16 protein-coding genes are annotated in these 20274 nt (G+C 73.3%); 8 read left to right on the top strand and 8 right to left on the bottom strand.

Annotated features, from left to right (window positions below; all coding sequences use genetic code 11):
- Positions 1–2: 2 nt before the first annotated feature.
- Positions 3–602 carry a hypothetical protein gene (locus IE145_RS26475; protein WP_189527964.1) on the bottom strand — a complete coding sequence of 200 codons (600 nt, stop codon included), beginning with the start codon at positions 600–602 and terminating at the stop codon, positions 3–5.
- A gap of 165 nt (positions 603–767) precedes the next feature.
- On the opposite strand from IE145_RS26475, the gene npdG reads away from it, so the two are divergent.
- The 3 genes from npdG to IE145_RS26490 all read left to right on the top strand — a co-directional run bounded on the left by npdG (position 768) and on the right by IE145_RS26490 (position 3092).
- On the top strand, positions 768–1481 hold the full coding sequence (npdG, locus tag IE145_RS26480; protein WP_189527965.1) for an NADPH-dependent F420 reductase: 714 nt from the start codon (positions 768–770) through the stop codon (positions 1479–1481).
- A gap of 141 nt (positions 1482–1622) precedes the next feature.
- Positions 1623–1823, top strand: coding sequence for a hypothetical protein (locus IE145_RS26485; RefSeq protein ID WP_189527966.1), 201 nt, complete (start codon positions 1623–1625; stop codon positions 1821–1823).
- Between the two features lie 168 nt (positions 1824–1991).
- Positions 1992–3092: an ABC transporter permease gene (locus tag IE145_RS26490; RefSeq protein WP_189527967.1), complete on the top strand. Its 1101-nt coding sequence runs from the start codon at positions 1992–1994 to the stop codon at positions 3090–3092.
- Between the two features lie 22 nt (positions 3093–3114).
- Here the strand turns inward: IE145_RS26490 and IE145_RS26495 are convergent, their stop codons facing one another.
- A complete protein-coding gene (locus IE145_RS26495; RefSeq protein WP_189527968.1) occupies positions 3115–3921 on the bottom strand; it encodes a site-2 protease family protein in 807 nt (268 codons plus the stop codon).
- A gap of 119 nt (positions 3922–4040) precedes the next feature.
- Between IE145_RS26495 and IE145_RS26500 the strand changes: the two genes are divergently transcribed.
- Positions 4041–7751 carry an AfsR/SARP family transcriptional regulator gene (locus tag IE145_RS26500; protein WP_189527969.1) on the top strand — a complete coding sequence of 1237 codons (3711 nt, stop codon included), beginning with the start codon at positions 4041–4043 and terminating at the stop codon, positions 7749–7751.
- 11 nt (positions 7752–7762) lie between these two features.
- On the opposite strand, the gene IE145_RS26505 is transcribed toward IE145_RS26500, so the two are convergent.
- The 3 genes from IE145_RS26505 to panB form a co-directional block, all read right to left on the bottom strand.
- Positions 7763–8635: an ABC transporter permease gene (locus tag IE145_RS26505; RefSeq protein ID WP_189527970.1), complete on the bottom strand. Its 873-nt coding sequence runs from the start codon at positions 8633–8635 to the stop codon at positions 7763–7765.
- Positions 8632–9645, bottom strand: coding sequence for an ATP-binding cassette domain-containing protein (locus IE145_RS26510; protein ID WP_189527971.1), 1014 nt, complete (start codon positions 9643–9645; stop codon positions 8632–8634). The genes IE145_RS26505 and IE145_RS26510 overlap by 4 nt, the downstream gene beginning before the upstream one ends.
- A gap of 182 nt (positions 9646–9827) precedes the next feature.
- The gene (gene panB, locus IE145_RS26515; RefSeq protein WP_189527972.1) at positions 9828–10709 is read right to left on the bottom strand and encodes a 3-methyl-2-oxobutanoate hydroxymethyltransferase; all 882 of its coding nucleotides are present in this window, start codon (positions 10707–10709) and stop codon (positions 9828–9830) included.
- Between the two features lie 203 nt (positions 10710–10912).
- Between panB and IE145_RS26520 the strand changes: the two genes are divergently transcribed.
- The 4 genes from IE145_RS26520 (at position 10913) to IE145_RS26535 (ending at position 16033) form a co-directional block, all read left to right on the top strand.
- Positions 10913–12526 (top strand): DHA2 family efflux MFS transporter permease subunit, encoded by a 1614-nt coding sequence (locus IE145_RS26520; protein ID WP_189527973.1) that lies wholly within the window; start codon positions 10913–10915, stop codon positions 12524–12526.
- 102 nt (positions 12527–12628) lie between these two features.
- On the top strand, positions 12629–13345 hold the full coding sequence (locus IE145_RS26525) for a TetR/AcrR family transcriptional regulator (RefSeq protein WP_189527974.1): 717 nt from the start codon (positions 12629–12631) through the stop codon (positions 13343–13345).
- Positions 13346–13578: 233 nt separating this feature from the next.
- Positions 13579–14604 carry an endonuclease/exonuclease/phosphatase family protein gene (locus IE145_RS26530; RefSeq protein ID WP_189527975.1) on the top strand — a complete coding sequence of 342 codons (1026 nt, stop codon included), beginning with the start codon at positions 13579–13581 and terminating at the stop codon, positions 14602–14604.
- Positions 14605–14761: 157 nt separating this feature from the next.
- On the top strand, positions 14762–16033 hold the full coding sequence (locus tag IE145_RS26535) for an MFS transporter (RefSeq protein ID WP_189527976.1): 1272 nt from the start codon (positions 14762–14764) through the stop codon (positions 16031–16033).
- 200 nt (positions 16034–16233) lie between these two features.
- Here IE145_RS26535 and IE145_RS26540 read toward each other — a convergent pair whose 3' ends face one another.
- From IE145_RS26540 to IE145_RS26550, 3 genes are all read right to left on the bottom strand, one after another.
- Positions 16234–17988, bottom strand: a complete 1755-nt coding sequence (locus tag IE145_RS26540; RefSeq protein WP_189527977.1) for an NAD+ synthase — start codon at positions 17986–17988, stop codon at positions 16234–16236.
- A 123-nt stretch (positions 17989–18111) separates the two neighbouring features.
- Complete coding sequence (locus IE145_RS26545; protein ID WP_189527978.1) at positions 18112–19719, bottom strand: multicopper oxidase family protein; 1608 nt, start codon at positions 19717–19719, stop codon at positions 18112–18114.
- A 67-nt stretch (positions 19720–19786) separates the two neighbouring features.
- On the bottom strand, positions 19787–20224 hold the full coding sequence (locus IE145_RS26550; RefSeq protein ID WP_189527979.1) for a hypothetical protein: 438 nt from the start codon (positions 20222–20224) through the stop codon (positions 19787–19789).
- Positions 20225–20274: the final 50 nt, after the last annotated feature.

The following is a 20274-nucleotide window of genomic DNA, read 5'->3' on the forward strand; positions in this document are numbered from 1 at the left end:
GGCTACCAGCGGACCGGCGGTGGCTGGGTCAGCCGGTCGGCCAGCAGGGCGAGCCGGTCCCGGAACGTGCGCCGGCCGCCCGCCGGAGGCCGCCCGTTCTCCCCGGCGGCGGCGCTCACCAGGTGCTGCACGATGTCGAGGTCCACGTCGTCGTCCCCGGCGACCACCAGCGACTCGTGCGCCAGGCCGCCGACCTCGGGGTCGCCGCCGTCCAGGGTGAGCACCCGTGCCCCGGCCCGCCGGGCGTCGTGCACCCGCTCCAGCAGGCCCTCGCCCGGCCGCTCCGGTGCGACCAGCAGCACCGTCTCGCCGCGCCCCGCCGCCGCGATCCGGCCGAGCCCGACCGCCAGGTGCGCCGGGTCGCCCGCCGCCACCCGGTGCCGGACGAGGGTGGGTGTCAGCTCCGGCAGCCCCGACCAGGCGGACTCGTCGGACAGATGCGCCGCCAGATGCCACGGCTCGTACGCCTCGGTCCCCGCCAGCAGCAGGCGGCCGCGCGGGACGACGGAGGCGCGCAGGGCCAGCGCGAACCGGCGGGCGTCCTGCGGCCACCGGGTTCCCGCCAGCACATCGCGGAGCAGGGCGACACGTACGGCATCCATGGCCCGGCATCCTGCCCCGGTCCGCCGCCCCGGTCGCCCCCGGTCGGCCGCCCCTCACCCGAACGGAGGACGGCGCGCCGAGCGGAACCGGGCCGGAGGCCGGCCGGGCCCGCGGGGGCCGACGGGGCCGCTGCCCCGGGCGCTACCTGGCAGTAGGGTCGGCCCATGACTACACAGGACAGCAGCGGCAGCGCGCCCAAGCCCCCCGCCAAGGACCCCTGGGACCTCCCCGACGTATCCGGGCTGAGCGTCGGTGTGCTCGGCGGCACCGGACCGCAGGGCCGCGGCCTCGCCTACCGGCTCGCCCGCGCCGGGCAGAAGGTCACCCTCGGCTCCCGGGACGCGGCCCGCGCCGAGCGGGCGGCGGCCGAGCTCGGCTTCGGCGTCGAGGGCGCGGACAACGCCGAGTGCGCCCGGCGCAGCGACATCGTGATCGTCGCCGTGCCGTGGGACGGCCACGCCGAGACGCTCCAGTCCCTGCGCGAGGAACTCGCGGGCAAGCTCGTCATCGACTGCGTCAACCCGCTCGGCTTCGACAAGAAGGGCGCCTACGCCCTCAAGCCCGAGGAGGGCAGCGCCGCCGAACAGGCCGCGGCCCTGCTGCCGGACTCCCGGGTCACCGCCGCCTTCCACCACCTCTCGGCCGTGCTGCTCCAGGACGAGTCCATCGAGGAGATCGACACCGATGTCCTGGTCCTGGGCGAGGCGCGCGCCGACACCGACCTCGTCCAGGCGCTGGCAGGCCGGATCGCCGGGATGCGGGGCATCTTCGCCGGCCGGCTGCGCAACGCCCACCAGGTCGAGTCGCTGGTCGCCAACCTGATCTCGGTCAACCGCCGCTACAAGGCCCACGCCGGACTGCGCACCACCGACGTCTGACCGGGCCGGCCCCCGGGGGCGCTCCGAAACGGGTCCGGGCGCTCCCCGGGGCGGGGCACAACGGGGCATGGGGGACACTGGACGGGACCGCGACCGTTCCCGGCAGGGAGCGCGACCCGTTCCCGACAGGAGCCGTTCCCCATGCCCCGCATCGCCCTCTACGCCCTCGTCGTCTGCGTCCTCGCCGTCGTGGCGGCCGTGGTCTCCTTCGCCCAGGGCAGCCTGCTCGGGATCGTCTGGGTGCTCATCGCGGGTCTCTCGTCCAACATGACCTGGTTCTACGTACGCAGGCACCGCCTGGCCACCGCCACCACCACGGCGACCGCCTCCGACGCGGGCTGACCCCACCTCGCTCCCCGCTCCACCGCTCCCCGCTCCACCGTTCCCGGCTTCCGCCAATCCGGTCGAGCCCGCCCCTCCCCGGGCGTGCCCCGGCCGGGCGGCGCCCCCGGGGGCCGAGCATGTGACGGCCCTGCCACGCACGTGGCGGAACCGGACGAGGGAGGCCGTGTGGCAGACGCGAGGGACGACGTTTCGGGGTCGACCGTGCAGGCGGGGGACCGTACCCAGGGATTCTGGGAGGAAGTGCGGGACGCCGTCTCGACCCGGGCCGCTCTGGTCATGCTCGGGGTACTCCTGCTGCAACTGGGCTTCGCCCTCTCCTACATGGGCGCCTTCCACGCACCCGAGCCGCACCGGGTGCCGATCACCCTGGTCGCCCCGCCCGCCGTGCAGCGGGACCTGGTGGCCCGCCTCGACGCGCTGCCCGGCGACCCGCTTCGGGTCACGGCCGTCCAGGACCGTGCCGAGGCACGCGCGCGGCTGCTCGACCGCCGTACGGATGCCGCCCTCGTGGTGGATCCGGCGAGCCGCACCGACACCCTGATCGTGGCGTCGGCGGGCGGGCCCTCGGCCACCGCCGCGGCCACCGGGATCCTTCAGGAGGTCGCCCGGGCGGAGAACCGGACGATCGTCGTCCGAGACATCCGGCCGCCCGCCGCCGGAGACTCCCGGGGCCTCTCCTCCTTCTACATCGTCCTCAGCTGGACCATCGGCGGCTATCTCGCGGCCTCGGCCCTGAACATGGCGGCCGGTTCCAAGAAGCCCACCCTGCGCCGCACCCTCGTCCGGCTGGCGGCGATGCTGCCGTACGGCTTCGTCTCGGGCATCGGCGGCGCGATCATCGTGGGCCCGGTGCTGGACTGCCTGCCGGGCGCGTTCTGGGAACTCGTCGGGATCGGCACCCTCGTGGTGTTCGCCTCCGGCGCGGTGGGCGTCGCCCTCCAGTCGGTGGCGGGCACGATCGGCCTCGGCCTCACCATCCTGATCTTCACGATCCTGGGGAACCCCAGCTCCGGCGGGGTGTACCCGTCCTCGCTGCTGCCGCCGTTCTGGAGCGCGATCGGCCAGGCGCTCCCGCCGGGCGCCGGGACGACCGTGGTGCGCAACACCGTCTACTTCGACGGCAACGCCACCACCGGCGCCCTGTGGATTCTCGGCGCCTGGGCCTTCGGCGGCGTCGTGGTCGCGATCCTCGCCGCCGCCGTGCGGGCGTCCCGGGCCGCTCGCCCCGCCGCCCCGGCCGGCGGGCCCACCGCCCCGGCGGTCTGACACGGCGACCCGGGCCGCGCGGTCAGCCGACCGCGCAGCCCGGATCCTGCTCGTCGAAGAGTCCCCGCCAGAAGCGGTACAGGTCGTAGCCGCAGTACCGCTGGTACTCCTCGACGCCCAGCGCCCGCAGCAGCGTGTGGATCGCGTCGAAGAAGGCGATGTTCACCTCGGGGATCCACAGGATCGCGAACACGGCGATCAGCCCGAACGGTGCGATCGGCTCCACCTGGCGGCGGATCCGGTACGAGAGCCAGGGCTCGATCACCCCGTAGCCGTCCAGCCCCGGGATCGGCAGGGAGTTCAGGATCGCCGCCGTCACCTGGAGCATCGCCAGGAACGCCAGCGCGTACTGGAAGGCACGCGGCACCCCGTCCAGCGCGTCCAGCCAGAACGGGGCCGTACAGAGAAGCGCGAACGCCACGTTCGTCAGGGGGCCCGCCGCCGAGATCAGGCTGTGTTTCCACCGGCCGTGGATCCGCCCGCGCTCGATGTAGACGGCACCGCCGGGCAGCCCGATCCCGCCCATGATCACGAAGAGCACCGGCAGCACGACGCTCAGCAGCGCGTGCGTGTACTTCAGCGGGTTGAGCGTCAGATAGCCCTTCGCCCCCACCGACAGGTCCCCGCTGTGCAGCGCGGTGCGGGCGTGCGCGTACTCGTGGAGGCAGAGGGAGACGATCCAGGCCCCGGTGACGAACAGGAAGACCGCGAAGCCGGTGGCGTCCGCGAAGCCCGTCCACACCGCCCAGCCCGCGACCGCGGTGACGGCGGCGATACCGAGGAAGACCGGGCTGATCCTCCGGTCGCCGCGAGTGGCTGCGGTGGTCATCGGCGTTCGGCTCCTGGGGCAGGCGACGGGGAGATCGTACGGTCCGGCACGGCTGGAACGTCCGTGACCGCTCGTGGAGTTCCACCCGGTCAACGTCGGTCCGCCGCCCGTCACGGACAATGGGCTCCGTGCACTACTGCGTCCTCGGTACCACCCGGGCACTCCGCGACGACGGCACGGCCGTCACCCTCGGCGGGGCACGGCTGCGCGCCCTGCTCACCGTTCTCGCGCTGCGCCCCGGCCGGACCGTCCCGGCCGGACACCTCGTCGACGAGGTGTGGGGCGGCGACCCGCCCGCCGACGCGGCCGGCGCGCTCCAGGCCCTGGTCGGCCGGTTGCGGCGGGCCCTGGGCCGCGGCGCCGTCGAATCCGTGGCGGGCGGCTACCGGCTCGCCGCCCCGCCGGACGCCGTGGACCTGCACCGCTTCGAGCGGCTGGCGGGGGAGGGGAGCCGGGCCCTGGAGAACGGCAACGCCGCCGGTGCCCTCGCCGTCCTGGGGGAGGCCCTCGCCCTGTGGCACGGGCCCGCCCTCGCCGATCTGCCCGACCGTACGGCGATCGCGTCGCGCTGGGAGGCCCGCAGGCTCGACGCGCGGCGGGCCGCGCTCGGGGCGCTCCTCGCCCTCGGGAGACCGGGGGAGGCGCTGCCCGAGCTGGCCGTGCTCTGCGGCACCCACCCGCTCGACGAACCGCTCCAGGCCCTGCGCATCAGGGCCCTGCGGGACGCCGGACGCCCGGCCGAGGCGCTGGCCGCGTACGAAGAGGTCCGCACCCTGCTGGACGACCGCCTCGGCACCGCCCCGGGACCGGCCCTGCGGGCCCTGCACACGGAACTGCTCCGACCGGAGCCGTTCCCGCACCCCTCGGGCGCGCCCGCGCCGGGGCCTGACCCCCGGTCCTCGGGTGCGCCCGCGCCGGGGCCCGACGGCCGGTCCTCGGGTGCGCAGCGGCCCGCGCCCCGGCCCGGGTCCGGCCCGTCGGCGCCCTCGGTTCCGCGCCCGGCCCCGGACGCGGCGGCGGAGAGCAGCTCGCAGCCCGCGCCCCGGACCGCCGCAGGGCGGGAACAGGACACCGCGCAGCGGCCCGCACCCACGACCGGGGCCGCGCCCGGCCCCGAGGCCGTACCCGTGACCGGGGCCGCCCCCGGGACCGCGCCCGCGACGCAGCCGCCCGTCACCGGCCCCGGAGCCGCGGCCGCCCTCGCCCCGGAGGCCGCACCCGCCACGGCCCAGCCGCCCGCCCACGGAAACCTCCGGGCCCGGCTCACCAGCTTCGTCGGGCGCGACACCGACATGGCCGCCCTGCGCGAGGACCTCGGCCGCGCCCGGCTGATCACCCTGCTCGGGCCCGGCGGCGCGGGCAAGACCCGGTTGTCGCAGGAGGCCGCGGAGGCCGTCGCCGAGGCCTGGCCCGACGGCGTCTGGCTGGCCGAACTGGCCCCCGTCGACGACCCGGACACCGTGCCCGAGGCCGTCCTCACCGCGCTCGGCGCCCGCGAGACCGTGCTGCGCGGGGCCGGGGCGGAGGAGTTGCGAGCCACCGACCGCACGGCCGCCGACCCCGTCGTCCGGCTCACCGAACACTGCGCCCCCCGCCGGATGCTGCTCCTGCTGGACAACTGCGAGCACGTCATCGGCGCCGCCGCCGCCCTCACCGACCACCTCCTCACCCACTGCCCCCAGCTCACCGTCATCGCCACCAGCCGCGAACCCCTCGGCGTACCGGGCGAGTTCGTCCGTCCCGTCGACCCGCTGCCCGACCCGATGGCCCTGCGGCTGCTCGCCGAACGCGGGGCCGCCGCCCGCCCCGGCTTCCGTACCGACGCCGACGAGGCGACCGCCGCCGCCTGCGCCGAGATCTGCCGCCGGCTGGACGGGCTGCCGCTCGCCATCGAACTCGCCGCCGCCCGGCTGCGGATGCTCACCCCGCGTCAGATCGCCGACCGGCTCGACGACCGCTTCCGCCTCCTCACCAACGGCAGCCGCACCGTGCTGCCCCGCCAGCAGACCCTGCGCGCCGTCGTCGACTGGTCGTGGGACCTGCTGGACGCCGCCGAACGCGCGGTGCTGCGCCGCCTCTCCGTCTTCGCCGGAGGCTGCTCGCTGGCCGCCGCCGAGGAGGTCTGCGCGCTGCCCGCCGGACCGGGTGGCCCCGCCGTCGACAGCCTCGACGTGGCGGCCCTGCTCGGCTCCCTCGTCGACAAGTCCCTCGTGGTCGCCGCGCCCGGTGACGACGGGGAGATGCGCTACCGGCTGCTGGAGACGGTCGGCGAGTACGCGGGCGAGCGCCTCGACGAAGCGGGGGAGCGGGACGCGGTGGGCCGGCGCCACCTGGTCCACTTCCGGGAGCTGGCCCGGACGACCGGGCCGGCCATGCGGGGGGCGGGGCAGCGCGCGGCCATCGCGGCCATCCGCCGCGAGTACGAGAACCTGCGCACCGCGCTCCGCCACGCCGTCGCCGCCCGGGACGAGCACGAGGCGCTGTGCATCGTGCTGTCGATGTCCTGGTACTGGATGCTGCGCGACCTGCGCGCGGATGCCCGGCAGTGGGCCGAGTCCGCCTCCTCGCTGGGCCCCGACCCGTTCGCGCGGCCCGGGGTCCGGGCCCCCTCGCTGCCGGAGGCGGCCACCGACCGGCCGCCGCCGATGGACGACGACCAACTCGCGGAGGCGCGGCGCGGGTCGGCGCTGATCCAGATCGGCAGCGTGGACGACGTCTTCTCCGCCTGGTCGGACGCCGAGGGGCAGACGCGGCTCCAGATCATCGCCGACGCCTACCGGCCGGGACAGCCGCAGACCTGCCGCATGCCCGGCACGTTCTGGATGTACGCGAACATGTTCACCGGGGACATGGCCCGCACCCGCGAGGCGCTGGACGCGACGGTCGGGACCTGCCGCGCCTACGGCTACGAGTGGGAGCTGGCCGCCGCGCTTCAGCTGCGCGCCAACTTCCTGGCCGGCCACTCCGGTCACGCGGACCTGGCGCGCGTCGACGCCGACGAGAGCCTGGAGATCTTCACCCGGCTCGACGACGACTGGGGCATGGCCGAGGCCCTGGCGTCCCGGGGCGAGGCCAACGAACGGACGGGCTGCTTCAGCGAGGCCCTGGACGATTACGCAGCCGCCGTGGAGTACGCGCGGAAGATCGGTGCCCGGTCCCAGGTGGCGCTGTTGCGCGCCCGGTACGCCGGGCCGCTCGCCGAGCTCGGCCGGCTGCCGGAGGCCGAGGCCGTGCTGCGGGAGGTCTGCGAAGGGGACCGGTTCTCGAACCACGAGGCCATGCCGGTCGCCCGCATGCATCTGGCCTTCGTCCTCGGTGCGCGCGGCCGGGTGGCCGAGGCCCGCGCCCAGGTGGAGATGATCAAGGATGAGTTCACCCGGGGCGACATCGCCGTCTTCGGTGGCTTCGCCTTCGGCATGCTGGCCTGGCTGGACAACCTGGAGGGCGCCTACGCCGCCGCCCTGCGCGACGCCCTGACCGCGCTGGAGCGTTCGCGGGACCGGCTGTCCACGATGATCGCCCCTCACCTGCCCTCGGCTCACCTGACGGCGATCGCCCGAGCCCTGGCGGGGCTCGCCGCCGAGGGCGGGGCCGAGGAAGGCGCGTACGCGGACGCCGCCCGGCTGCTGGGCCTTCAGGCGGCGCTGCTGTCCCCCAAGTACGTGCCGACGGTGATCGAGCGCCGCAACCTGGCCGAGGCGGAGGAGGCCGTGCGGGCCGGCCTCGACGACGCGGCGTACACCTGGGCGTACGAGCAGGGCGGCGGCCTCACCCTCGACGAGGCCACCGCCCTGGCGGAGACGTACCGGCGGACGCGTCCGCCCACGTGACGGCCTGCGGTTCAGGCCTTGTTGCGGAACTTGGCCACCGCCAGCGGAGCCGTCACCAGCGTGATGCCGGCGGCCCAGGCGAGCGTCCACCAGGCCGAGTCGCCGACCGGGCCGCCCTGCATGAGCGCCCGCGCCGCGTCCGCGAGGTTGGAGAGCGGGTTGTAGTCGGTGAAGGCCTGGAGCCAGCCCGGCATGGTCTGGGTCGGCACGAAGATCGAGGATCCGAACTGCAGGGGCATCAGCACGAGCATCGCCGTCCCTTGAACGGCCTGGGCCGTCTTCATGGACAGCCCGAGCAGGATGAAGATCCACATGATGGCGGCGCCGAACACCGCCGACAGCGCGACCGCCGCGAGGAGCCCGAACACCGAGCCGTGCAGCTCCATGCCGACGACGAACCCCATGACCAGCAGGATGAGCATGGCGACCATCAGCCGTCCCAGCTCGACCACGATCTTGGCGATGAGCACCGAGGACCGGGCGATCGGCATTGTCCGGAACCGGTCCATCACCCCCTTGCGAAAGTCGTCGTTGACGCCGGTCCCGACGGCCATGGCGATGTTCAGCCCCATCATCGCCATCAGCCCCGGCACCAGGTAGTTCACGTACTCCTGCCGGTTCCCGCCGAGGCTGGCGCCGACCGAGCCGCCGAAGACGTACACGAACAACAGGATGAAGATGACCGGCATCAGAAGGACGTCGAACATCGACTCCGGGTCCTTCTTGATCTGGAGCATGTTGCGCCGCGCCAGGGCCCCGATGTGCCGGAGGTTGGCCCGCAGACCGATCCGGCCCTCGTCGGCCCCGGCCGTCTTCACGGGGGCGGGGCCCGGGGGCCCGGCGGGAGCTGCGGCCGGTGTGGTGGCGGTAGTGGTGCTGCTCATGCGGCGGCCTCCTGGGGAGCGGGGTCGAAGAGGGGAGAGGCCTTGTCACCGGTGATCGCGAGGAACACCTCGTCCAGGCTGGGCAGGGCGGTGGAGACATGGGCGAGCGAGAAGCCGCGTACGCCCAGCAGCCCGATGACGGCGGTCAGCTGCGCGTCGCTGAGGATCGGCACGTACAGCAGTCCCTCGTCCGGCACGGCCTGCGCCCCGGCGACGCCGTCGAGCCCGGCCTCCCGGACCGCCTGCGCCATCGCGGCCAGCTCCGCCGGGTCCGAGGGCCGGATGTGCAGGGTGCGGCCGCCGACCTTGGCCTTCAGCTCGTCGACCCCGCCCCGGGCGATGATCTTCCCCCGGTCGATGACCGTCAGCTCCTTGGCGAGCTGCTCGGCCTCTTCCATGTACTGCGTGGTCAGCAGGACGGTGGCGCCCTCGGCGACCATCCGCTGCACCTCGTCCCAGACCTCGTTACGGGTCCGGGGGTCGAGCCCCGTCGTCGGCTCGTCCAGATACAGCACGGCCGGGCTGCCGATCATCGAGGCGGCCAGGTCGAGGCGGCGGCGCATCCCGCCGGAGTACTCCATGGCCGCCCGCCTGGCCGCCTCGGTGAGCGAGAACCGCTCCAGCAGCTCGTCGGCGCGGGCCCGGGCCTGCTTGCGGGGCAGATCGAGCAGCCGCCCGATCATGTAGAGGTTCTCCCAGCCGGAGAGCTTCTCGTCGACCGAGGCGTACTGCCCGGTGAGGCCGATGACGCGGCGCAGCTCGCGGGGCTGCTTCACCACGTCGTAGCCCGCGACGACCGCGTGGCCGGCGTCGGGGGTGATCAGGGTGGACAGACAGCGTACGAGGGTGGTCTTGCCGGCGCCGTTGGGGCCGAGCACACCGAGGACGGTGCCCTCGCGCACATGGAGGTCCACGCCGTCCAGAGCTCTGGTCTCGCCGTAGTGCTTGACCAGCCCCCGCACCTCGACGGCGTTCCGGCCGTTGCTGGGGTTCTTGTCGATTCGTTCCATGCCCACCAGCAGACCAGCGCCCACCGACAGCTCACCGACAGCCCGCCGACACGGGCTCCGGGCGTGCTCCGGCGGGCTCCGGGCGTGCGACAGCCCGCCGATGGGGGATGTCGGCGGGCTGTCGGTGGTGCGGGAAATGGTCGGTGGGCGCCGCGGCCGAGGAGCGGCGGCGCCCCGGTGGATCAGTGGAAGGTGTGCTCCGCCGCCGGGAACGTGCCCCCGACGACCTCGTCCGCGAACTCCTTCGCCGCGTCACCGAGCACCTTGCGCAGGTCGGCGTACTGCTTGGTGAAGCGCGGCACCTTGCCGCCGGTCAGCCCGACCATGTCCGTGTAGACGAGCACCTGCGCGTCGGTCCCGGCACCGGCGCCGATGCCGACGGTCGGGATGTGCAGCGTACGGGTGACCTCGGCGGCCAGCTCGGCGGGGACCAGCTCCAGCACGACGGCGAACGCGCCCGCGTCCTGGACGGCCTTGGCGTCCCGCAGCAGCTGCTGGGCGGCCTCCTCGCCGCGGCCCTGGACCCGGTAGCCCATCGCGTTGACGGACTGCGGGGTCAGGCCGATGTGCCCCATGACCGGGATGCCGGCCTCGACGAGCAGCCGGATCTGCTCGTGGGACCGCTCGCCGCCCTCCAGCTTGACCGCGCCGACGCCCGACTCCTTGACCAGCCGGGTGGCGTTGCGCAGCGCCTGGACGGGCCCCTCCTGGTACGAGCCGAAGGGCAGGTCGGCGACGACCATGGCGCGCTTGGTGCCCCGTACGACGGCGGCGGACAGCATGGCGATCTCGTCCATCGTGACGGGCACGGTGGTCTCGTAACCGAGGTGGACGTTGCCCATCGAGTCGCCGACGAGCATGACCGGGATCCCGGCCTCGTCGAAGACGGACGCGGTCATCGCGTCGTAGGCGGTGAGCATGGGCCACTTCTCGCCGCGCTCGGTGGCGGCGGCGATGTCGTGGACGGTGATGCGGCGGGTGGACTTCCCCCCGTACAGCGCTTTGCTGCTGTCGGTGGGCGGGCCCGCGGGGGAGGACTGATTCTGCGCAGCCTGAAGCGACATGGCCAACGGCTCCTTCGTCATCTCGAGGCGCCCTGACGGCGTCCCCGGATCCCTTCCATGGTGGCATCCCGCCCCACCACTCGGGAAGTGGGCCCACGGGCACTCCGGGATGTGGGTCCGCACACCCCGCCGTACGGCCCCGTTGGGCAAAGCTTTAACTATACGAGACGGTCTCGTATCGAAATGGGGTTAGGCTCGTCCTCATGTCCCTACCGTCCGGCACCCCCGCCGTGCCCGCCGTGCCCCGTGTTCCCGAGGCGATCCACCGCCGCCGCTGGTGGATCCTCGCCGTCCTCATGTTCAGCCTGCTCATCGTGGTGCTGGACAACTCGATCCTGAACGTCGCGGTCAAGACCATCGCGAGCCCCGCCCCCACCGGCATCGGCGCCACCCAGAGCGAGCTGGAGTGGGCGATCAACTCCTACACGCTCGTCTTCGCCGGACTGCTGTTCACCGCGGGCCTCCTCGGCGACCGGATCGGCCGGAAGAAGGTCCTCCTGGCCGGCACCCTGGTCTTCGGCATCGGCTCCGCCCTGGCCGCCTTCTCCACCTCGCCCGGTGAGCTCATCACCTGGCGGGCCCTGATGGGCTTCGGCGCCGCGTTCGTGATGCCCGCCACGCTCGCCGTCCTGATGAACGTCTTCGAGCGAGACGAGCAGCCCAAGGCCATCGGTATCTGGGCGGGCAGCGTCGGCCTCGGCATCGCCATCGGCCCGATCACCGGCGGACTGCTCCTGGAGCACTTCTGGTGGGGCTCGATCTTCCTGGTGAACGTCCCCGTGGTCGTCATCGCCCTGATCGCCATGGCGATCATCGTCCCCGACTCCCGCGACCCGAAGCCCGGAAAGGTCGACCCGCCGGGCGTCGCGCTCTCCATCGTGGGCCTGGTCCTGCTGGTGTACGGGATCATCCGGGGCGGCGAACTGGCCGACTTCACCGACACCACCGTCATCCTCGCCATCGTCGGCGGGCTGCTCGTGCTGGCCGGATTCGTCTGGCACGAGAAGCGCAGCAGCCACCCGGCCATCGACATCACGTACTTCCGGAAGCCCGCGTTCTCCGCCGCCGTGGCCGCCATAGCGCTGGTCTTCTTCGCCCTCATGGGCGTGACCTTCTTCTCGGCCTTCTACCTCCAGAGCGTGCGCGGCTACACCGCCCTGGAGTCGGGCCTGCTGATCGTTCCGCTCGCGGCCGCCCAGATGATCTTCGCGCCCCGGGCCCGGCTGGTCGTCGACCGCTTCGGCGCCCGCGCGGTCTGTACGGCCGGCATGCTGCTCGTCGCGGCCGGACTCGCGTCGTTCGCCCTGTTCGACGCCGGTACACCGGTGTGGGTCATGTGCCTCGTCTTCTTCGTCCAGGGCACCGGGATGGCGCACATCATGCCGCCCGTCACCGTCGCCGTGATGCAGGCGCTGCCCCGCGAGAAGGCCGGTTCCGGTTCGGCAGTCAACAACACGTTCCGCCAGGTCGGCGGGGCGCTCGGCATCGCGGTCCTGGGCTCGGTGCTCTCGACCGTCTACCGGGGTGACATCGAGGGCCACCTCGGCGCGGTCCCGGCGGGGGTCAGGGACGTGGCGGGCGAGTCCATCGAGGCCACGCTCGGCGTCGCCGAGAAGCTCGGCCCGGTGGCCGGAAAGCCCCTGGCCGCCGCCGCCAACGACGCGTTCATCAGCGCCATGCACGTGACCGCGCTCGGCTCGGCGGCCGTGGCCCTGATCGGCGCCGTGGTCGTCGGCCTGTTCCTGCCCGGCCGCCCTCCGGCGACGACCGAGGCCCCCGAGGAAGCCCGGCCCCCGGCGGAGCAGCTGACCCGCTGACCCGCCGCCCCGACGAGCCCCGTCGATCCGCGTCCCCCGGGTCGGCGAGAATCGGGGCGACGGACGTACGGCGACGACGGCGCGGCGAGAGGCGGCTTCACGGTGCAAGGCCAGGACGGCGAGCGGGACCGGCGCGGGGCGAGGAACGGGGGCGAACCGCAGGCCGGGGCACCGACCGGGGCGCCGGCCAGGACGCCGGCAGAGGCTCCGGCCGGGGCGCCGGATGCGGAGCCCCGCCGCGGACGCCCCCGTTCCGCCGCGGCGGAACGGGCGATCCTGGACGCCGTGATCGCGCTCCTGGAGGCGGGCGAACCGCTCGCGGGCCTCTCCATCGAGCGCATCGCACGTACGGCGGGCGTCGGCAAGGCCACCATCTACCGCCGCTGGTCGGGCAAGGAGGAGCTGTTCGTCGACGTCGTACGGGACATGGAGCCCGACGACCCGCCGGTCTCCGGCACCGAGGGCCTCGCCGACGTCCGCGTCATGCTGGAGTCCCTGCGCACCCGCAGCCTCGCCCAGCGCTCCTCGGCGCTGCTGCACAACATCTTCGCGCAGATGAAGAGCCATCCGAAGCTGTGGAACGAGTACCACGGCACGGTCATCGCGCCCCGCCGCGTCGTGATGCTGGAGGCGGTGCGGCGCGCGGTGGCGGCCGGGGAGCTGCGCGACGATCTCGACGTGGAGCTGATCGACGACCTCTTCATCGGCCCCATGCTCGCCCGCACGGTCCACCGCCCCGACGCGCCGCTGCCCGACGACCTCGCGGACCGCATCATCACCACCCTGCTGCAGGGGCTCGCCCCGGCGGCGCGAGTGTGATCGTTCTGTCACAAGGCACCCCGGTACGCCCCGGGCCGGAACCCGTCGTCCCGCCTCCGTCGTCCTGATCTCCGTACGGCATCTCCGTACGGTCGTCGGAGGCGGGACACCGGCCGGACCGCCACGTCGGCGGCCCGGCGGCGGGCCGTCGGGCCGGCAGCGGGAAAGGCGCCGCTCATCACCTAGGGTCGAGGGCGCGGCGATGTGCAGGGCAAGGCAGTGAGGACAGCGCGATGGTGCAGGCGTACGGAGCGGACACGGACAACGGCAGCGCGGAGCAGCCCGGGGCCCGCGGATCCCGCTTCCGGGACCTGTGGCACAGGCTGCGGAACGACCGGGGCGTCTGGCGGCGCGGCATCCTCCTGGCCCTCTGCTCGGTCCTGCTGACCCTGCTGATGGTCGTCCACGCGCAGATCCCCAACCGGCTCGGCAATCTCGGCAGCCTCATCGAGACCTTTCTGCCGTGGGTCGCCGTCTTCCTCCCGGTGCTGCTGGTCCTGGGCCTGCTCCGCCGCTCGGCGACCGCATTGATCGCGCTCGTGCTGCCCGCCGTCGTCTGGCTCAACGCGTTCGGCGGCCTGCTCACCGACAAGTCCGGCGGCGGCGGCGACCTCACCGTCGCCACCCACAACGTCAACGCGGACAACCCCGACCCCCAGGGCACGGCCCAGCAGGTCGCCGGATCCGGGGCGGACGTCGTGGCCCTCCAGGAACTCCCGGGCCGACAGGTCTCCACGTACGAGAAGTCGCTGGCCGGCCGCTATCCGTACCACGCGGTCCAGGGCACCGTGGGCCTGTGGAGCAAGTACCCGCTGGCCGACACCAAGCCCGTCGACATCAAGATGGGCTGGACCCGGGCGATGCGCTCGACGGTGAAGACCCCGCAGGGCGAGGTCGCGGTGTACGTGGCCCACCTGCCGTCCGTCCGCGTGAAGCTGCACGCCGGGTTCACCGCCAACCAGCGCGACAACAGCGCCGACGCGCTCGGCGAGGCCATCGCCGACGAGCGCGTGGAGCGTGTCGTCCTCCTCGGCGACCTGAACGGCACCATGAACGACCGCTCGCTGAACGCGGTCACCGCGCAGATGCGCTCCACCCAGGGCGCGGCGGGCGACGGCTTCGGCTTCAGTTGGCCCGCCTCGTTCCCGATGGCCCGGATCGACCAGATCATGGTCAAGGGCGTCGAGCCGATGGCCTCCTGGACCCTCGCCGCGACCGACAGCGACCACCTTCCGATCGCGGCCCGCGTGGAACTGTGATCACGGCCACGCAACCGCCCGTTCACCACCCGGCATAAAACGTCTGCGACAATTTGTTCCTGTCGCATACATAAACGAGACTCAGCCGTCGCCCGGCGTCCACGCCGAGGCGACGGCTCTTCGTTCTGCCCCCGCTTCGAGATTGCGAAGGTTCCCCATGCCCCTGGCCCTGCTCGCCCTGGCCGTGAGCGCCTTCGGCATAGGCACGACGGAGTTCGTCATGATGGGCCTGCTGCCCAACGTGGCGGACGACCTCGGCACGTCGGTGCCCACCGCCGGACACCTCGTGTCGGCGTACGCGATCGGCGTCGTCCTCGGCGCACCGCTCCTCACCGGCCTGGGCTCCCGTGTCCCGCGCAAGCGGATGCTGCTGCTCCTGATGGCGCTGTTCACCGTCGGCAACCTCGCTTCCGCGCTCGCCCCCGACTTCGGCTGGCTGGTCGCGGGCCGCTTCCTCGCCGGTCTCCCGCACGGCGCGTTCTTCGGCGTCGGCGCGGTGGTCGCCGCCCGGCTGGTCGCCGAGGGCCGTCAGGCGCGGGCGGTGGCGACGATGTTCCTGGGCCTGACGGTGGCGAACATCGTCGGCGTCCCCGCCGCCACCCTCCTCGGCCAGCACCTCGGCTGGCGGGCCACCTTCCTCGTCGTCGCGGCGATCGGGCTGGCCGCGATGGCGGCCCTGGCCCGGCTGGTGCCTCGCATGCCGGTCGAGGCCCACCAGGACGTACGCCGGGAACTGCGCGCCCTCGGGAACCGCCAGGTGCTCCTCGGTCTGCTGACCGCCGTCTTCGGCTTCGCCGGGGTCTTCGCGGTCTACTCCTACCTCTCGGCCATGACCACGAAGGCGATGGGCTTCGGCGAATCCTCCGTCACCCTGGTCCTGGCCCTCTTCGGCATCGGCATGACCCTGGGCGCCCTGGCCGCGGGCCCTCTCACGGACCGTGCGCTGCGCCCGACGCTGTACGGATCGCTCGGCGCACTCGCGGTGGTCCTGGTGGTGTTCCCGTTCACGGTGCACGTGCCGTGGGCGGCGCTGGTGATGGTGGTGCTGCTGGGCGCCGTCGGCTTCATGACGACGACCCCGCTCCAGATGCTGGTGATGAACAAGGCGAAGGACGCCCCCACCCTGGCCTCCGCCTCCAACCACTCCGCCTTCAACCTGGCCAACGCGGGCGGCGCCTGGCTGGGCGGCGTGGCGATCGCGGCGGGCTGGGGCTGGACGTCCCCGGCGTTCGTGGGCGCGGTGCTGGCGGTGGCGGGCCTGGCGATCGCGGCAACGGCGGGATTCCTGGACCGGGGCGAGGGGAAGGGCTCCCGGGTGGTGGCGGCCCACTCGGCCACTCCGGCCCGTCCGGCGTGTGAGGACGGAACCGTCGCGCGGGACGAACCCGGGGCACCATCGCCGTCGACCAGGTCGAGCCACTCCGGGTAGTCGACCAGGTCGAGCCACTCCGGCTAGTCGACCAGGCCGAGCCACTCCGGCTAGCGCGACGCCCCACTCCGGCCCGTCCGGCGCTTGAGGGCGGAACCGACACGCCGGACGGGCCGGCCACCCACGTGGGAGCCCAGCCCGTCCGGCGTGTCGGTTCCGGACAAGGACGGCCGCCGGACGCCCCGGCAACCGCAACCCCGCTAAGACGACTCGCGCCAGCGATTCGTGATCGGCAACCGCCGGTCCTTCCCGAACCCCTTCGGCGAGATCTTCGTCCCCGGCGGATACTGCCGCCGCTTGTACTCCGCCGTATCCACCATCCGCAACGTCTTCGCCACCAGCTCCGCGTCGAACCCGGCCGCGACGATCGCGTCCATCCCCTGATCCCGGTCCACGTACAGCTCCAGGATCGCGTCGAGCACCTCGTAGTCCGGCAGCGAGTCCGTGTCGACCTGACCCGGCCGCAGCTCCGCGCTCGGCGGCTTGGTGATCGAGGCCTCGGGGATCGGCGGGGTCTGACCCCGCTCCTCCGCCGCCCGGTTGCGCCACTTCGCCAGCCGGAACACCGACGACTTGTAGACGTCCTTGATCGGCCCGTACGCACCGACCGCGTCCCCGTACAGCGTGGAGTAGCCGACCGCCAGCTCCGACTTGTTGCCGGGCGCCAGCACGATCTGCCCCTCCTGGTTGGAGAGGGCCATCAGCGTCGTACCGCGCAGCCGGGCCTGGAGGTTCTCCTCCGCCAGGCCGCTGAGCTCCAGCGACCCCATGTACGCGTCGAACATCGGCCCGATCGGCACCGTACGGAAGTTGAGCCCGGTACGCCGCGCCAGCTCGGCCGCGTCGTCCTTGGAGTGCTCCGAGGAGTACTTCGACGGCATCGAGACCCCGTACACGTTCTGCGCCCCGAGCGCATCGCACGCGATGGCCGCGCAGATCGCCGAGTCGATCCCGCCGGAGAGCCCGATCAGCACACTGCTGAAACCGTTCTTCGCAGCGTACGCACGGAGCCCCACGACCAGCGCCGAGTAGATCTCCTCCTCGTCCTCCAGCCGCTCCGCGTACCCGCCCGCGAGCTCCGGCTCGTACGCGGCGACCGGCTCGTCGGAGATCACCACGTGGTCGATCCGCAGCCCGTCGTCCACCACGCCCGAAGGCGCTTCGGCGGCCGCCGCGGGCAGCTCCAGATCGAGGATCACGCTGCCCTCGGAGAACTGCGGGGCGCGGGCGATGACCTCGCCCTCCTTGTCGACGACGATCGAGTCACCGTCGAAGACCAGCTCGTCCTGCCCGCCGATCATCGCCAGATAGGCCGTCGTGCAGCCGGCCTCCTGGGCCCGCTTGCGGACCAGCTCCAGCCGGGTGTCGTCCTTGTCCCGCTCGTACGGCGAGGCGTTGATCGACAGCAGCAGCCCGGCCCCGGCGGACCGGGCGGCCGGGACGCGTCCGCCGTCCTGCCACAGGTCCTCGCAGATCGCGAGGGCCACGTCGATGCCGCGGACCCGGACGACGGGCATCGAATCGCCCGGCACGAAGTACCGGAACTCGTCGAAGACGCCGTAGTTCGGCAGGTGGTGCTTGGCGAAGTTGAGCGCGATCCCGCCGCGGTGCAGCACCGCGGCGGCGTTGCGCGGGGAGCCGGCCGGCTGACCGTAGCGCGCCGCGGCGTGCTCGGAGCGGTCCAGGTAGCCGACGACGACCGGCAGTTCGCCGAAGCCCTCCGCGTCGAGCCGGGCGGCCAGTGCGCGGAGCGCCTGCCGCGAGGCCTCGACGAAGGACGACCGCAGGGCCAGGTCCTCGACGGGGTAGCCGGTCAGCACCATCTCGGGGAACGCCACGAGGTGGGCGCCCTGCTCGGCGGCGTGCCGGGTCCAGTGGACGATCGCCTCGGAGTTGCCGGCGAGGTCGCCGACGGTCGAGTCGATCTGATTCAGTGCGAGGCGTAGTTGAGGCACGTCCGCCAGTGTAATCGTCTTTCTGACGCGATGTCCCGGTGGGCCGGGCAAAATCTGCTCCGGCCCACCGGAACCGCAGGTGGGAGTGGCTGTCCGTGCCGCGCCACGGAGGGGCGCGGGAGGTCAGCCCCGGTAACCGAGGACCGTCATCATCCCCGCTTCCGCGTGGTAGACGTTGTGGCAGTGGACCATCCACAGCCCCGGGTTGTCGGCGTCGAAGTCCACCGTCAGCGACCGGTGCGGCAACACGATGGCGGTGTCCTTGCGGGCCCCGGCGGCGTTCCCGCCGAGGGCGAAGGTGTGGCCGTGCAGATGGAGCGGATGCCACATGGCCGTCCCGTTGTCGAAGATCAGCCGCACCCGCTCGCCCGCCTCCACCGGCCGCCGCCGCTTCGCGTCGTACGGCTGCCCGTCGAAGGCCCAGTCGTACCGGGCCATCCCGCCGGTGAGCCGGATCCGGATCGTCCGGTCCGGCAGCCGGGTGGGCAGTGCCACGGACGGGTCCGGGGCCAGCCGCCCCGCCTGCACCACCTTCCCCTCCAGCTCCTTCGGCCGTACGGAGGAGGCGGGCGCGGACCCGCTCCCGGTCCGCAGGACGGCGAGGGCGGCCGCCTTCTTCCCCTCCGCCACCGCCGTCAGCGGGAACACCCCGTCCCCGGCGGTGACGAGGACGTCGTACCGCTCGCCCATGCCCAGCAGCAGCGCGTCCCCCGTGGTGTGCCGGACCGGGAACCCGTCGGTGTGCGTCACGGTCATCCGGTGCCCGCCGAGCGCGACGCGGAAGGCGGTGTCGCCGCCGGCGTTGATGATCCGCAGCCGAATGCGGTCACCGGGCCGCGCCCGGAACGTCTCCGGATCGTCCGCGACCCGCCCGTTGACGAGGTGGTGCGGATAGGCGACATCACCGGCATCGCCACCGAGCAGCTCACTGCGGGCGCCCATCATCATCCGCGAGGGCCCGTCGCCGGCCCCCTTCCTCGGCTCCTCCTTCTTCGGCTCCTCCTCCGCCATGGTGTGCGCGCCGTGGTCCATCCCGCCGTGCCCGCCGCCGCTCATGCCCCCGGACAGCTCCTTGAGGACGGCGTCCGGCGTGGACCCGTCCACCCCGTCGACCCAGTCGTCGAGGACGACGACCCACTCCTTGTCGTACGCCAACGGCTCCTTCGGGTCCTCGACGATCAGCGGTGCGTACAGCCCCCGGTCCTGCTGGACGCCGGAGTGCGGGTGGAACCAGTACGTCCCCGGATGCGGCACGGCGAACCGGTAGGCGAACTCCGCCCCCGGGGCGATGTCCCGCTGGGTCAGCCCGGGAACCCCGTCCATGTCGTTGCGCAGCGCGAGCCCGTGCCAGTGCAGGGAGGTGGGCTGCGGAAGGTGGTTGGCGAGAGTGAGGGCCAGGGTGTCCCCGGCCGTCACCCGCACCTCGCGCCCGGGCAGCCGGTCCCCGTAGGCCCAGGAGGAGACGGTGGTGCCGCCGCCCAGATCGAGCCGGGCCCGGGTGGCGGTGAGGGAGACCTTCCGTACGGGCCCGGAGCCGCGCGCCGCCTCGGCGGCCTCGACCTCCTTGCCGCCGGGCGAGACGTACGTACCGGAGTCCTGGGCTCCAACGCCGGGGGAGTGGGCGCCGCCGTGGCCGCTGTTGCCGTCGGAACAGGCGGCGAGGGCCCCCGTACCGGCGACGGCGAGAGCGGCGCCGAGCACGGCGCGTCGGGGGAGTTGGTACATGGGCATGCTGAAGACACCTCTGGAGTGCTGTGGTTCGGGTCAAGGAGAAGGGGCGGAGGTGAGACGCCCACTCCTACATGCGCAGCATCGAGACGCTGGCGAGCACCGATATCGGGGGAGGCGGATTCGGCCGCAGCAGGCGCAGGAGCCCCGCCCCGACCGGCGTACCGAGAGGCCGCCCGTCGGCGCGCCGTCCGAGCAGCCAGGAACCGAGGGCGGCGAGGCCCCAGACACCGAGGACCGCGAGGCAGACGGAGAGCGGATCCATGCCGCTCATGGGGGCGTCGGCCCCGGGGGAGCCGTGCGGCGAGGGGTGCTCGCCCATGGCGGCCGGAGACTCGGACGCCGACGCGGATGCCTCCATCGGCGAGGACGCGGCCGACATCGCGGCCGCTTTGCCGTGCTCGGCCGGATGTCCGACCGTATGCATGGTGACGATGCCGAACAGCAGAGCGGCGAACAGCGTCAGCTGCCCGTACGTCACGCTCCTGCTCCGCGTCCTGCCCGCCATGCGGGCCACCCTACCCCGGGCGGGTATACGGACGGACGGCGGCCCGGCAC

This window comes from Streptomyces sindenensis (assembly GCF_014649035.1).
GTDB lineage: Bacteria > Actinomycetota > Actinomycetes > Streptomycetales > Streptomycetaceae > Streptomyces > Streptomyces sindenensis.

Coding starts and splice junctions, on each gene's coding strand:
- IE145_RS26475 (WP_189527964.1), bottom strand. CDS start 602: ATGGATGCCGTACGTGTCGCCCTGCTCCGCGATGTGCTGGCGGGAACC.
- npdG (WP_189527965.1), top strand. CDS start 768: ATGACTACACAGGACAGCAGCGGCAGCGCGCCCAAGCCCCCCGCCAAG.
- IE145_RS26485 (WP_189527966.1), top strand. CDS start 1,623: ATGCCCCGCATCGCCCTCTACGCCCTCGTCGTCTGCGTCCTCGCCGTC.
- IE145_RS26495 (WP_189527968.1), bottom strand. CDS start 3,921: ATGACCACCGCAGCCACTCGCGGCGACCGGAGGATCAGCCCGGTCTTC.
- IE145_RS26500 (WP_189527969.1), top strand. CDS start 4,041: ATGGGCTCCGTGCACTACTGCGTCCTCGGTACCACCCGGGCACTCCGC.
- IE145_RS26505 (WP_189527970.1), bottom strand. CDS start 8,635: ATGAGCAGCACCACTACCGCCACCACACCGGCCGCAGCTCCCGCCGGG.
- IE145_RS26510 (WP_189527971.1), bottom strand. CDS start 9,645: ATGGAACGAATCGACAAGAACCCCAGCAACGGCCGGAACGCCGTCGAG.
- panB (WP_189527972.1), bottom strand. CDS start 10,709: ATGTCGCTTCAGGCTGCGCAGAATCAGTCCTCCCCCGCGGGCCCGCCC.
- IE145_RS26520 (WP_189527973.1), top strand. CDS start 10,913: ATGTCCCTACCGTCCGGCACCCCCGCCGTGCCCGCCGTGCCCCGTGTT.
- IE145_RS26530 (WP_189527975.1), top strand. CDS start 13,579: ATGGTGCAGGCGTACGGAGCGGACACGGACAACGGCAGCGCGGAGCAG.
- IE145_RS26535 (WP_189527976.1), top strand. CDS start 14,762: ATGCCCCTGGCCCTGCTCGCCCTGGCCGTGAGCGCCTTCGGCATAGGC.
- IE145_RS26545 (WP_189527978.1), bottom strand. CDS start 19,719: ATGCCCATGTACCAACTCCCCCGACGCGCCGTGCTCGGCGCCGCTCTC.
- IE145_RS26550 (WP_189527979.1), bottom strand. CDS start 20,224: ATGGCGGGCAGGACGCGGAGCAGGAGCGTGACGTACGGGCAGCTGACG.